The 13,913-nt window shown below is 32.5% G+C and carries 9 protein-coding genes; 4 read left to right on the forward strand and 5 right to left on the reverse strand.

The features are described 5' to 3' along the window. The first annotated feature begins 13 nt into the window (after window positions 1–13). Together AAGV28_RS00520 and AAGV28_RS00525 are read left to right on the forward strand one after the other, a co-directional pair. Window positions 14–1,369, forward strand: coding sequence for an MBL fold metallo-hydrolase (locus AAGV28_RS00520; protein ID WP_373404895.1), 1,356 nt, complete (start codon window positions 14–16; stop codon window positions 1,367–1,369). Between the two features lie 137 nt (window positions 1,370–1,506). Beyond that, entirely contained in the window at window positions 1,507–2,190 is a 684-nt protein-coding gene (locus AAGV28_RS00525) for a DedA family protein (protein WP_373404896.1), read from the forward strand. Window positions 2,191–2,683: 493 nt separating this feature from the next. On the opposite strand, the gene AAGV28_RS00530 is transcribed toward AAGV28_RS00525, so the two are convergent. The 4 genes from AAGV28_RS00530 to porV form a co-directional block, all read right to left on the reverse strand. Then, a complete protein-coding gene (locus AAGV28_RS00530; protein WP_373404897.1) occupies window positions 2,684–4,333 on the reverse strand; it encodes a pyruvate dehydrogenase complex dihydrolipoamide acetyltransferase in 1,650 nt (549 codons plus the stop codon). 6 nt (window positions 4,334–4,339) lie between these two features. After that, on the reverse strand, window positions 4,340–5,338 hold the full coding sequence (gene pdhA, locus AAGV28_RS00535; RefSeq protein WP_373389989.1) for a pyruvate dehydrogenase (acetyl-transferring) E1 component subunit alpha: 999 nt from the start codon (window positions 5,336–5,338) through the stop codon (window positions 4,340–4,342). A 145-nt stretch (window positions 5,339–5,483) separates the two neighbouring features. Then, window positions 5,484–5,966 carry a cytidine deaminase gene (gene cdd, locus AAGV28_RS00540; protein WP_373404898.1) on the reverse strand — a complete coding sequence of 161 codons (483 nt, stop codon included), beginning with the start codon at window positions 5,964–5,966 and terminating at the stop codon, window positions 5,484–5,486. Window positions 5,967–6,041: 75 nt separating this feature from the next. Then, window positions 6,042–7,217, reverse strand: coding sequence for a type IX secretion system outer membrane channel protein PorV (porV, locus tag AAGV28_RS00545; RefSeq protein ID WP_373404899.1), 1,176 nt, complete (start codon window positions 7,215–7,217; stop codon window positions 6,042–6,044). Between the two features lie 449 nt (window positions 7,218–7,666). Here porV and gldJ point away from each other — a divergent pair, with 449 nt between their 5' ends. Together gldJ and AAGV28_RS00555 are read left to right on the forward strand one after the other, a co-directional pair. Beyond that, entirely contained in the window at window positions 7,667–9,337 is a 1,671-nt protein-coding gene (gene gldJ / locus AAGV28_RS00550; RefSeq protein WP_373404900.1) for a gliding motility lipoprotein GldJ, read from the forward strand. A gap of 65 nt (window positions 9,338–9,402) precedes the next feature. Continuing rightward, window positions 9,403–10,689 carry a UDP-N-acetylmuramoyl-tripeptide--D-alanyl-D-alanine ligase gene (locus AAGV28_RS00555; protein WP_373404901.1) on the forward strand — a complete coding sequence of 429 codons (1,287 nt, stop codon included), beginning with the start codon at window positions 9,403–9,405 and terminating at the stop codon, window positions 10,687–10,689. 42 nt (window positions 10,690–10,731) lie between these two features. Here the strand turns inward: AAGV28_RS00555 and AAGV28_RS00560 are convergent, their stop codons facing one another. After that, window positions 10,732–13,605, reverse strand: a complete 2,874-nt coding sequence (locus AAGV28_RS00560; RefSeq protein ID WP_373404902.1) for a helix-turn-helix and ligand-binding sensor domain-containing protein — start codon at window positions 13,603–13,605, stop codon at window positions 10,732–10,734. Window positions 13,606–13,913: the final 308 nt, after the last annotated feature.

Raw genomic sequence — 13,913 nt, forward strand, 5'->3', positions numbered from 1 at the left:
AAAAGACAGTAGTATGAAAATTAAATTTATAGGAGCAGCAGGAACTGTAACCGGTTCTAAAACTTTAATCGAAAGTAATGGTATTCGTCTTTTAATAGATTGCGGATTGTTTCAAGGAATAAAACCTTTGCGGGAGCTTAATTGGGAACCATTACCAGTTTTAGCTTCTACCATAGATTTTGTATTATTAACACATGGACATTTAGACCATTGCGGTTGGTTGCCAAGGCTCGTTCATCAAGGTTTTAAAGGAAAAATTTATTGCACCGGTCCTACGATGGAAATCACCAAATTAATTTTGACGGATAGCGCTAAAATTCAAGAAGAAGATGCTAAAAAAGCCAATCAGGAAAATACTTCTAAACATGAAATTGCTGAACCTTTGTATACAGTAGAGCAGGCAAAAAAAGTGTTTCCGCTTTTAACGGTTGTTCCGCTTGAAACTACAGTTGGATTAGATGAAGGAATTGAAGCAGTGTTTATTCCTGCGGGACATATTATTGGGGCTTGTAGTATTAGTTTGCAATTAGAAGGCAAAACCTTAGTCTTTTCGGGAGATTTAGGCCGAGATAATGATGTGTTATTGTATCCTCCAACAAAACCTAAAAAAGCTGATTTGGTTTTTCTCGAAAGTACTTACGGCGACCGCTTGCATGCGGATACAGATCCTAAATTAGAATTAGAAAACTATATTAATGCAGCATTTAAAAAAGGGGGGACGGTTATCATTCCTAGTTTTGCTGTAGAACGTGCCCAAAGTATCATGTTTATTTTGTGGGAATTAAAAAAAGAAGGAAGGATTCCTGATATTCCTTATATTGTTGATTCTCCAATGGGAGTTGGTGCTTTTCAAGTTTTCTTCAATAATACACAATGGCATAAATTAAGTTTGGCTGATTGTCAGGCAATGAGTAAAATGTTTGTTATTAATTCAGATTACCAAGAAACTTTAGCGGCAATAAATAATAAAGGAGCTAAGGTAGTTATTGCAGCAAGCGGTATGATTACTGGCGGACGTGTTTTGAGTTATTTAGAAAATTACATAGGAATTCCCGAAACCACAATTATTATAGTAGGATATCAGGCAGAGGGAACACGAGGGCGGAAGTTAATTGAAGGTGCTAAGTCCATTAAAATATTTGGTAATTATTATAAAGTTAGAGCAAAAATAGTTGAAATAAATAGTCTTTCGGCTCATGGCGATCAAGCTGATTTGTTGGCTTGGTTATCCGAATTAAAAAACAAACCGCACCGAGTTTTTTTAGTTCACGGAGAACACCCCGCCGCCGATGAATTACGGATTAAAATTCGAGAAACGTATAGTGTTAATTGTTCAATTCCGTTGATGGGACAGGAATTTGATTTTTAGAAGAAAGGGAATTGGGTTTTTTTCTAAAAAAATATCGTTTTTATCGTTAATTAAACTTTAAAAGAAATGAATAAATTGTAGTTCATCTAATTTATTCTTACTTTCACGCTCGAAAATATTTAATAAATTAGGTAAGAATGAATAGCTTTGATTGGAAGAATTTAATTGACCCTCTTTTTTATATTCATTTTGATGTAAATGGAATAAAATTAGGGATTTATATAGTATTGTTTATTGTTTTTGCTGAGACTGGATTGTTTGCAGGCTTCTTTTTGCCTGGCGATAGTTTACTTTTTCTTGCGGGAATTTACAATAGAGAATTGGTAGAAAACATACTGTTTATTGAGAATGATTTTGTAAACGTAACTTTGTTATCAACCATGGTGGCTGTGGCTGGGATTCTCGGTAATATAGTAGGGTATTGGTTTGGTTCAAAAAGCGGTTATTATCTATATAACAAAGAAGATAGCTTTTGGTTTAAGAAAAAATATTTGGTTCAATCTAAAGATTTCTTCGAAAGACATGGTGGAAGAGCAATAATTTTTGCACGTTTCTTACCCATTTTCAGAACTTTTGCCCCTATTGTAGCAGGAATCGTTTCGATGGAAAGAAAAAAGTTTATGTTTTATAATATTATAAGTTCTTTTATCTGGTCTTTCACATTAATCTTTGCTGGTCATTATTTATATGGTTTCTTGCTTGATAATTACCAAATTGATTTAAAAGAGCATATTGAAGTGATTGTTATTATATTAGTTTTATTAACGCTGTCTCCAGTGATTTTTAAATTGGCTAAAAAATCAACTATACCTAAAGAATAGTTTATTAATGAAATTTAGATAGTTAAAACAATCTAATTAGATATTTTTAAAAAAAAAGTTTATTGAAATTTATTTCAATAAACTTTTTTTTTGCTCTTTCTTTGTCTAATCTGCTATAGTATTAATAAATCCGAGGTATAAGGATTATGGTAAGTGAAAAGTTTTAAAGGTGTCAATTCTAAAGACTTAAAAGCTTTAAAATTATGTATATCTGATTTTACTCTGTTTTAAAATACTACATTTTATCATTTTATTGCCATGAAAAAATCGGTCTTTTTATCAATTAGATATTTAAAAAAGTCCAGTTTTTTTGTCATATTGAGCGTAGTCGAGATGCAATAATGGTTCTCGACTGCGCTCGAACCTACAATAAGATAAATTTATATTTCTAAACTGCATCAGTTGAAATTTTGTAAAAAAGAGTTTAATAGTTACCATAAAAAAAGCCGTTTTGAGATTTTCAAAACGGCTTTTAGGTAATATGAATTAAAAATTAAGCTAACATAGTAACTGGATTTTCAATAAATTGTTTTAATGTTTGTAAGAACTGTGCTCCAGTTGCTCCATCGATCGTACGGTGGTCACAAGCAAGAGATAACATCATAGTGTTCCCAACAACAATCTGACCGTTTTTAACCACTGGTTTTTCAACGATAGCTCCTACTGAAAGGATAGCTGAGTTTGGTTGATTGATAATCGAATTGAACTCAGTAATACCAAACATTCCAAGGTTAGAAACAGTAAAAGTACTTCCTTCCATCTCCGCAGGTCCTAACTTTTTGTTTTTAGCTCTTCCAGCAAGGTCTCTTACGCTAGCACCAATTTGAGATAAACTCATGGCGTCAGTGAATTTCAATACAGGAACTACTAAACCGTCTTCAACAGCTACAGCAACTCCAATGTTCACGTGGTGGTTGATGATAATGGCATCTTCTTTCCATTGTGAATTTATTTTTGGATGTTTTTTCAATGCTAATGCACAGGCTTTAATTACCATATCATTAAAAGATACTTTTGTGTCTGGAACGGTATTGATGGTAACTCTGGATTTCATTGCTTCATCCATAGCTACTTCGATTACTAAGTTGTAATGAGGTGCAGTGAATAAAGATTCAGCCAAACGTTTCGCAATGATTTTACGCATTTGCGAATTTTTAATTTCTTCGGTAAATACTTCTCCAGCAGGAACAAATATTTTTGGTGCAGCAGTTTCCTGCTTAGTATCAGATCTTGCTTCTGCTTTTGGTGCAGCAGCAGGAACAAAGTTTTCAATATCGCTTTTTACGATACGTCCGTTTTCTCCAGAACCTTTTACTTGTGTTAATTGAATTCCTTTGTCGCTAGCAATTTTTTTAGCTAGAGGAGAAGCTATAATTCTGCCTCCGTCAGCTGGAACTTCTTGAGCAACTGGTGCAGAAGCTTCAGCTGCTGGCGCAGATTTAGTTTCTTCAGCAGCAGGAGCGGCCTGAGTAGATCCTCCAGCAACGTAGTTATCAGCAATTCCACTGATGTCAGTTCCTGCAGGGCCAATGATAGCTAAAAGACTATCAACAGGTGCAGTGTTTCCTTCTTGAATTCCGATGTATAATAAAGTTCCTTCATTGAAAGATTCAAATTCCATAGTTGCTTTATCGGTTTCGATTTCAGCAAGAATGTCACCTTCTGCAACACTATCACCTACTTTTTTCAACCAGGTAGCTACTGTTCCTTCGGTCATTGTATCACTCAAACGAGGCATTGTTACAACAATAACTCCTTCTGGTAATGCAGCTGCTGGTTTAGCTTGGGCTGCAGGAGCGGGAGTTTCTTTTTCTTCTTTTTTAGTTTCAGTTTCAGCAGGAGCTTCCTTTTTAGATTCAGCTTCTGGTGCGTCACCTCCAGCTAATAAAGCTGAAATATCTTCACCTTCGTCTCCAATTATCGCTAATAATGCATCAACTGGTGCTGTTTCTCCTTCTGGAATTCCAATATGTAAAAGTGTTCCTTCGTTGAAAGATTCGAATTCCATCGTTGCTTTGTCAGTTTCAATTTCAGCAAGGATGTCTCCTTCGCTAATTTTGTCTCCTACTTTTTTAAGCCAAGTTGCTACCGTTCCTTCCGTCATAGTATCACTTAAACGAGGCATTGTTACTTTTATCGCCATAATATTTTATAGTTTATGAGGTGTAAATGGATAATCTTCTTGTGCGTATACTACATCGTATAGTTGTTCTAATTCTGGATATGGAGATGATTCAGCAAAATCTACACATTCTTGAACTAAATCTTTTACTCTTTGTTCGATAGCTTCAATTTCAGCCTCTGTAGCGTATTTTTTATCTTTGATAATATCCAAAACCTGAGTAATTGGATCTATTTTTCTGTATTCTTCCACTTCTTCTTTAGAACGGTACAACTGCGCATCAGACATAGAGTGTCCTCTGTAACGGTATGTTTTCATTTCTAAGAAAGTAGGTCCGTCTCCACGACGTGCTCTATCGATAGCTTCCGTCATAGCTTCAGCTACTTTTACTGGATTCATTCCGTCAACTGGTCCACAAGGCATTTCGTAGCCTAAACCTAATTTCCAGATATCCGTATGGTTTGCTGTTCTTTCTACTGAAGTTCCCATAGCGTACCCATTGTTTTCAACAATAAAAACTACTGGAAGTTTCCATAACATAGCCATGTTGAAAGCTTCGTGTAAAGAACCTTGACGAGCAGCACCATCACCAAAATAGGTCATTGTAACTCCTCCAGTGTTGAAATATTTGTCTCCAAAAGCTAATCCGGCACCAACTGGAATTTGACCTCCTACAATCCCGTGACCACCATAAAAGCGGTGCTCTTTTGAGAAAATGTGCATAGAACCACCCATTCCTTTAGAAGTTCCTGTAACTTTTCCAAGCAATTCAGCCATTACGCGTCTAGGGTCAACACCCATACCAATTGGCTGAACGTGGTTTCTATAAGCAGTAATCATTTTGTCTTTGGTTAAGTCCATTGCGTGCAAAGCGCCAGCAAGTACAGCTTCTTGACCATTGTATAAATGTAGAAAACCTCTAACTTTTTGTTGTATGTATAATGCAGCTAGTTTGTCCTCAAATTTTCTCCAAAGCAGCATGTCTTCATACCACTTTAAATATACTTCTTTTGTAACTTCTTTCATTTCAAGTGTTCTTTTACTAAAGTTTTTATTGTGTTGTCAATTAGTACTTTTTCGCAAAATTTATTTAATATGGTCAAATTTGCGAAATGCAAAAATAGGACATTCCATCTTAGAACTAAAATTATAAAGCTAATTTTTAGTTTTATTAGAGCAGTTTTTTGTTAAATAGTAAAGGGAGCAGGTTTTTTAAAGATGCTGATTTGTATATTTTGCCCTTTTCGCCCATAAAATAAATTTCAATTGGAGTTTCTTGTTTGATTTCATATTCGGCAATAGATTGTCTGCAAGAGCCGCAGGGAGGAATGGGAGAAGGAATTCCTGTTGCTTCTGGCGCAGCGGTAATTACTATTTTTAGAATTTTAGATTCTGGAAAATTGGATGCCGCTTGGTATAAAGCGACTCTTTCTGCGCAAAGCCCTGACGGATAGGCAGCGTTTTCCTGGTTTGTTCCTAGAATGATTTCGCCATTATCTAAAGTAAGTGCTACTCCAACTCTGAATTTTGAATAAGGAGCATAGGCGTTTTTTTGTGCACCCATGGCTCTTTCAAAAAGGTTTTGAATTTCATTTGGCAATTCGTTGATGCTGTTGTAAGCACTGAATTTGCTTGAAATAATGATTTCTTCCATTAGTATTTTTGAGTAAAAAAAATCCAAACTTCATTTGGTTGAAATTTGGATTTTGGATTGTCTTATTTTTTGAAATTAATATTGTTCGTACTTGTCTCCAAAATTAAATGTCAATGAAAAACGAAGTGTGTTTTCTAAAGGATTTGGGATTTTTGAAGCCGAAAACAAATAAGAAACATCTATTTTTACTGTTGTGTATTTGAAGCCAGTTCCAAGAGAGAAGTATCTTAATCCGCTTTTATCAATATTTTCGTGATGGTACCCTAAGCGCATTGCAAAAGCATCTTGGTATGAATATTCCGCGCCAATAGAGTAAATAACTTCTTTTAGTTCTTCTTTAAAACCATCTGGAGCATCTCCTAAAGATTTGAAAACTCCAGAAGCCCAACTGGTTCTTTGGTAATCATCATTGGCAAGATCAAAATCGTCGTTATCAACAACTCCATCGTTATTCAAATCGATTCCGTATTGCGGAGTTGGTACTAGAAGTTTGCTGAGCTCGACGGTTAGGCCTAATTTATTATAATCGTCTAATATAAAATCAAAACCAGTTCCAAGTTTTAAATTGGTAGGTAGGAAGTTTGCGCTAAATTGATCATTGTCGTAGCTTATTTTAGGACCTAAGTTTTGAATATTAAAACCTGCTCTCCATCTTCCGTTGAATCGATTGTACGCAATTTCTTCGGATTGATAAAATCCAGCTACGTCTATTGCAAATGTGCTTGCTGCAGTAGCGTCTTCAATTCCAGTAGCTACTTTCAAATTAGAATGAATATACCTAGCCCCAACAGCCATAGAGAATTTTTCACTTAGTTTTAGCGAATAGGAACCGTCAATAGCAAATTCGTTTGGAGAAACTATTGGAAAATTTTCATCGGTTAGCCCTGTTTGACGCAATTCAATATCTCCAAAACCAAAATAGCGAAGACTTCCTGCAAAAGCGCTTCGGTCTGAAATTTTGTTATAATAGGTAAATTGTCCTAATGAAATATCATTAGCAAGACCTGTTAGATAGGGAGTGTAACTCGCACTAACACCTTGTTTGTTTATAGCAAAAGCATATTTAGCAGGATTCGATTGCTGAGAAAAAGCATCTGCCGAAGTAGCAACGCCAACGTCCGCCATACCTGCCGCTCTAGCATCTGCAGTAACAGTTAGAAAAGGGACTGCTACTGTAATACGCCTTTCTTGTTGAGCTTGAATCAGCGAAATAGAAAACAAAGAAATGGTTAAAAGTATTGTTTTTTTCATTGATGAATAGAAAATTGATTGAACAAATATAGTGTTTTATTAAAAAGTTGCAAGTTTTTCTGTTTTTTACTTTATGGAATCAAATTCATTGTTTTTGAATTTGTTTTTAAGGTTTCAATGTAATTTTATAATTATTTATAACTATAATTTTTAAACAATATTGTGCTTAAAACAGGGTGAGTTTTTTTAAAACTTTGTGTTTTTGTAAACGCATTTATTTGTGTTAAAAAAATAATAATCCCTAGAATGAATACTTGTTTAAGCTGTTTTTGTTAACAAACAAATCAAAAGAGTAAAAAAAAAGTATTAAGTATGTGAATAAATAATAAATAGTATAAATTTGCGTTTATTTTTGAATTAAGAATACAGTACATAATTATTTAAATTGATATTGCAGGTTAATCGTTAATTATTATATTGCAACGCATAATATTACCTTAGTAAAGAGTATGAAAGTAGATAAAATTACAGTTTTTCGATTGATGTTGTCAGTGATTGTGACTTTAGGTTTTGCTAGTTGTAGTAAAAAATCTAGTTCTAAGGGCGCTTCGAGAGCAACAGGTTGGAATGTAGATAATAAAAAAGTACAAGACGCTAAAAAACAAGAGGCAGGTCCGGGTTTGGTTTTTGTTGAGGGTGGTACATTTACAATGGGAAAAGTACAGGATGACGTAATGCATGATTGGAATAATACACCAACGCAACAGCACGTTCAGTCTTTTTACATGGACGAAACGGAGGTGACTAATTTCATGTATTTAGAATATTTAGATTATATAAAATTAGTTTTTCCACCAGATGATTACAAAGGTGTTTATGATGGTGTAGTTCCAGATACTTTAGTTTGGAGAAATCGATTGGGGTACAACGAGACCATGACTAATAACTATTTAAGACATCCCGCTTATGCAAATTATCCAGTTGTTGGTGTAAATTGGATTCAAGCGGTTGACTTTGCAAAATGGAGGACGGATCGTGTTAATGAGGCTATTTTAGAGAAAAATGGTTATTTGAAAAAAAATGCTAAAACAGAGGACGTAAATGCTGAAAATGTTTTTAGTACTGATGCCTATTTAATGTCTCCATCAACTGCTCGAGGCGGAAGTGAAGAAATAGTTTTACAAAAAACCAAAGGAAGATCCGTAAAATCGAAAGATGGAAACGCAACTGAACAAAAAAATGTGTACGCACAACGTTCTTCGGGAATTATTTTGCCAGAATATAGATTGCCTACAGAAGCTGAGTGGGAATATGCTGCTGCAGCAGATGTAGGACAAAGAGAGTATAACATTTATAAGGGTCAAAAGAAATACCCTTGGTCTGGTGATTATACCCGTTCAGGAAAAAGACAATCTAGAGGAGATCAGTTGGCTAATTTCAAGCAAGGAAATGGAGATTACGGTGGGATAGCCGGTTGGTCTGATGATGGAGCTGATATTACTAATGCAGTAAAATCCTATGCCGCTAATGATTTTGGCTTGTATGATATGGCAGGTAACGTTGCCGAATGGGTAGCCGATGTTTACAGACCAATTATTGATAATGAAGCCAATGATTTCAATTATTTCAGAGGGAATACATATACCAAGAATAAAATTGGTGCCGATGGGAAAATGGAAATTGTTACTAAAGAAAACATGAAATACGATACTTTGAGTAATGGTAAAGTAATTGCTAGAAATTTCCCAGGTCAACTAGCTCAAGTTCCAGTTGATGAAAAAGAAACGTATTTGAGACAAAATTTTGATAAGAGTAATAATATTAATTATAGAGATGGAGATAAACAATCTTCTAAATATTATAATTTTGGTTCCTCAGAATCAGACAATGAAAAAGAAAAAGACATTACAAAAATGTACAATTCGCCTCAGCATAATGTAACTACAGATAGTCTAGGCTTGATGGTCAGAAAATATGATAGATCAAGCAAGAGAACAACTTTAATAGACGATAAGATTAGGGTTTATAAAGGTGGATCTTGGAGAGACAGAGCGTATTGGTTAGATCCAGCACAAAGAAGGTATTTTCCACAAGATATGGCAACGGATTATATTGGATTTAGATGTGCCATGTCCAGAGTAGGTCCAAAATCAGATAAAAGAAAAACACCAAGAAATTAATTATTATAACAGAATAGATAAAAAGCCCTTTGATTAGGGCTTTTATTTTTTTAAATCATATTTATATGGATATCAGTTACATTCATAGTTTGTTTTTAAAATCCTCAGGAGTTTCTATAGATACTCGAAAAATTGCTAATCAATCTTTTTTTGTAGCCATAAAAGGAGAGCGTTATGATGCAAATACTTTTGCTAGCGAAGCATTAGAGAAAGGCGCTTCTTATGTAATTATTGACAATGAATCGTATTATATTGATGAGAGAACAGTTTTAGTAGAAGATAGTTTAGTTGCTTTGCAGGAATTGGCTAAATATCACAGAAATTATTTAAAATTGCCTATTGTGGCGCTCACTGGAAGTAATGGAAAAACTACCACTAAAGAATTAATCAATGTAGTTTTGGCTAAAAAATTCAAAACCAAAGCAACAGTTGGGAATTTAAATAATCATATTGGAGTTCCGTTGACATTGTTATCTTTTGATGAGAACACCGAAATTGGAATTGTGGAAATGGGCGCTAATCATAAAAAAGAAATCGCGTTTCTTTGTGAAATCGCTCAGCCAGATTACGGATATATAACTAATTTTGGAAAAGCGCATTTGGAAGGTTTTGGAGGTGTAGAAGGGGTAATTGAAGGAAAGAGCGAAATGTATCAGTATCTTTTAAAGCAAGATAAATTAGCTTTTATTAATCTTGAAGATTCAATACAGGTTGAAAAATCATCAGTTTTAAAAAATTATTCTTTTGGTATAGACAAAGAAAATGCAGATGTCAAAATTTCTGAAATTAAGGCAAATCCTTTTGTTGAAATTAGTTTTGATTCGCTTCAAATTAAAACGCATTTAATAGGTTTGTACAATGCAAATAATGTAAATGCAGCACTTACAATAGGAAAGTTTTTTGAGGTAGAGGATATAGCTATCAAAGAAGCCTTGGAGAGTTATGTTCCGGAAAATAATAGGTCGCAGTTGTTAGTTAAGGCTGGAAATGAAATAATATTAGATGCTTATAATGCTAATCCAAGTAGTATGGCAGTTGCCATCACTAATTTTTTACAACTTGAAAAATCAAATAAAATAGTGGTTTTAGGGGATATGTTTGAATTGGGTGATGAAAGCAAGAAGGAACATTATTCCTTGGTTGATTCATTAAAAAACGAAACAAACATTCAGTGTTTTTTTATAGGAAAAGCTTTTTTTGATTGCCAAATAGCAAAAGATAATTTCTGTTTTTATGATAGTTTTGAATCTTTTTCAAAAGACTTAAAAGATATAAATTTTAAAAATAACACTATACTGATAAAAGGTTCGCGTGGCATGGCTTTAGAGCGAACGTTGGATTATATAAAGTAGGATACCTAAAAAAACGCTCTTTTTAAAGAGCGTTTTTTTTAGTTAAATACTCATCAAAAAACCAGTAAGATTTTCTTTTTTATTGAGTCCAAGCTTTTTTCTTAATCTATAACGTGCCAATTCTACACCTCCTGTAGAAATATTCATAATTTCTGCTATTTCTTTGGTCGACATATTCATCAACAAATAAGTAGCTAAATCCAGCTCTCTTGAGGATACATTGGGATGTTTTTCTTTTAGTCTTTTTAGAAAATCATAATGTACATTTTTTATGTGCTTTTCTAAATCTTGCCAGCTTTTATCTGCATTTACCTCTTTTACAATGCTTCTGTTTAGTTTGGTAAATTGTGTTTTAGTTGCTTCATCAAAGTTGTCTATATTGATATCTTTTATTTTATTAATAATGGTGTTTAAAACTTTATTCTTTTTGGCTACTTGTAACGAGTTGTTAACGAGTTCTTTGTCTTTTGCTAATATCTTTGTCTTCAGTTTATCATTTTTTAATTTTTCAATTTCTTTTTCAAGTTCGTATTGTTCTTGCCTAATTTTAGTTTCCTTTTCTAAATATAATCTTCGTTGTTCTAATCTTTCATAGTATTTGCTTTTTCGAATTTTTATTTTTATTCTAATGCGAATCAGATAAATAATTATAAATAAAATAAGTGTGTAAATTATATAAGCTAATGTATGTCTATACCAAGGAGGCGAAATTGTAAATGTTAATAATGCTTCATCAGATTGAATGCCGTAGCTATTACGTACTTTTATTTTCATTTTATATTTGCCCTCTCTCAAATTAGTATATTCTTTTATGGAATTATTGTTTGACCATGAGCTCCATTTTTTATCAAATCCTTCAAGTTGATATGAAAATTCTACATTTTCAAGATTTTCAAAAGTGGGAGAAGAAAAGGAAAATTTAACATGATTCGATTTGTAAGGGATTTTATAATTCTCTAGCTCTTTTTGTCCATTTCCTAGAATTAAAGTATCGCCAGGATATGAAAAACTTCTGATATATGCTTTTGGTTTAACTTCAAAGTTGTTTTTTTGTTTTAGATTGTAATATGCTATTCCGCTTGTCAGTCCAATGAATGTGTTTTCTGAATTCATTGTGTTTACGGATAAGAAATTGGATACTAGATTGCCTGTTAAATTTGAAAATGGCGTTATAATATTGTTATACGTTCCATTTTTGTTCTTCATAAGCGCTCCTAAAGATTCTTTGAAAGTATACCAAATGTTACCATAGTCATCTTCTTTTATTTCGGTTATTTCTGGAATGTTTTTAAATAAATTACTGATTTTTTTGTCTTCATAAAATAGATCCTGATCTTCGCTATATTTGTAAAAATGATTATTCTTTTGGAAATAGATAGTGTTTTTTATTTGCTGAATACTTCTAATGCCTTTGTCCCTTTGAGATAAATTTTTGTACGTTTTAATAGACTTAAATCTTTTCATATCATCTGATAATGTGGCTTTGTAAATCAAATTATCAAGTTGAAACCATAAATTCGAATTTTTTATCTGAAAGGAAAAGGGATATCCATAAAAACCTTCAAGCTTATTTTTATATTTCCATTTATTTGAAACTTTTTCAAATAAAGCAAAACCAGTATAATTACAACCTATCATGTAATTAGGTTTGTTTGGAATTAACTTAAAACTAATGTAGCCATTGCTGTCTATTATGTTCACTGTTTTTCCTTCTTCAATTACTAAAGCTCCTTTGTTGCTTGAGCATATTAATTGGCCACCTACTACTTGAATATTCCATGCTTGACCAGAAGTTCCACTAACTAAATTAAAATTATTGTCATCAAATATATCCTTCATGGAGTGATATAACAAACCTTGGTTAGTGGCTATATAAAGGTTATTGTTGTGTACTACTGAGGCATAAACAGTACTTATACCATGATTTGATCCGAAATATTTAATAGGCGAATTTTCATTAATAAAATCTATTCCACTATCAAGACCTAACCATATATTATTTTTGTTGTCCTCAAATGATGTTAAAACCGTATTGTTTTGTAATCCTTTTTTTTTGTTGAAATGTTGAATGATATTGCCTTTTTTGTCACAAATAATAATCCCATTAGTCGCTGAGTTAAGTACAATTAAATTGTTTTTTAAAGTTGTACCTCCTAAAGCACCATTTTTTATCATGAATTCATTAGCCTCTGTTTTCCATGGTAATATTTTTTTAAAATCATATATGAAGAGACCATTGTTTATGGTTTCAATTAAAAGTTTGTTGTCAGGTAGTTTGAAAATAGCCCATATTTCCTTATTATTCAAAATAGTAGTTCCTTCTAGAGGAACAAGTTTATTATTTTTATATTCAAGTAATCCTTTTTTATGGTCTTGAAAATATAGTTTTGATCCTACTTTGAATGAAAATTGAAAACGATAGGGTGCTTCTAATATTTTTAATTTATTATTTTTTAAAATATAAGCATTTGTGAAAGATTGAAAAATAATTTCATCATTATAGCTATGTATCTTCCATATAATACTAATTATTTTAGTAGCATTTTTATTAATTAATTTTGATAAAGAATAGTATTTCATTTTTCCCTTTGAATTGGGCTTGAAATAGCCAAATTCAGCGTTACCGCCAACGAAAATTTTCCCTGAATCATCAATTTTGAAAGCCCTAATAAACCCTGAATTGGGTAAAGCATATTTACGCCATGACGAACCATCAAATTGGAAAAGTCCTTTATTGTTAGCAAAATATAAGTTCCCCCTTTTGTCCTGATTAATTTGCCAGATTTGAGTATCTCCTTTGTAATCTATTCGATTGTAGTTTTTTATTTCAGGTAAGCCAATTTTTTTTTCTTGTCCAAGTAAATGGAAAGAAAGCATGACTAAAAGGATAGAAAAATATGATTTAATTAAGCTCATAATAGTATTGAAATTGTGTTATCTTAATAATGTGTAACTATTGGAGTGTTTAAATTCTGGATATATTACAATAGGTATTTGTGTTAAAATTTGTTTCATAAATGTATATTTTTAATATTTATATAAATGTAGTGTTTTTTATTTATTTAACGTTTTGATAACAGTTAATAGTTATCGAAATAAATAACTGTTAATCAGTAATATAAAATAGTTTTGATGTGTTTTTGAATAGTCTTTTTTTATAATATGATGTGTTTTTGTAATGCTTTAAAATTATTGATGTCATAAATTAATAGATAAGTTTGTAT

It is taken from the genome of Flavobacterium zubiriense, from assembly GCF_041729725.1.
Taxonomy (GTDB): Bacteria; Bacteroidota; Bacteroidia; order Flavobacteriales; family Flavobacteriaceae; genus Flavobacterium; species Flavobacterium zubiriense.